The organism is Novilysobacter selenitireducens, from assembly GCF_020026895.1.
GTDB classification, from domain to species: domain Bacteria; phylum Pseudomonadota; class Gammaproteobacteria; order Xanthomonadales; family Xanthomonadaceae; genus Lysobacter_C; species Lysobacter_C selenitireducens.
This window is the reverse complement of record NZ_JAINZW010000099.1, coordinates 1-282: the sequence shown is the minus strand read 5'-3', so window position 1 is coordinate 282 and position 282 is coordinate 1. Positions and strand designations below refer to the sequence as shown.

At 73.0% G+C, this 282-nt stretch carries 1 pseudogene; it reads right to left on the bottom strand.

The features are described from left to right. Positions 1–282: pseudogene (locus tag K6753_RS14610) on the bottom strand (hypothetical protein); the annotation flags it as partial.

Here is a 282-nt window from a genome sequence, read left to right as displayed (position 1 = left end):
GTCTCGCCCGGGTGGCGGTAGCCGTCGCGCGCGTGGACTCCGGCGCTACCGGCTCGCGGCACACCAGCGTGGTGATGATCGGCAGCAACATGAGGGCGGCCATTGCCAGGTACGCCTCGCGCCAGCCGAGGAACTCGGCGACGTACAGCGCGCCGGCGCCGGCGAGGATCAGGCCGATGCGGTAGCCCAGCGTGTAGGTCGCCAAGGCGGATCCGGCGCTGCGCGCATGCCGCAGCGCACCGGCCACGGCCTGCGCCACCTGCACGCCGATGACATCGCCCA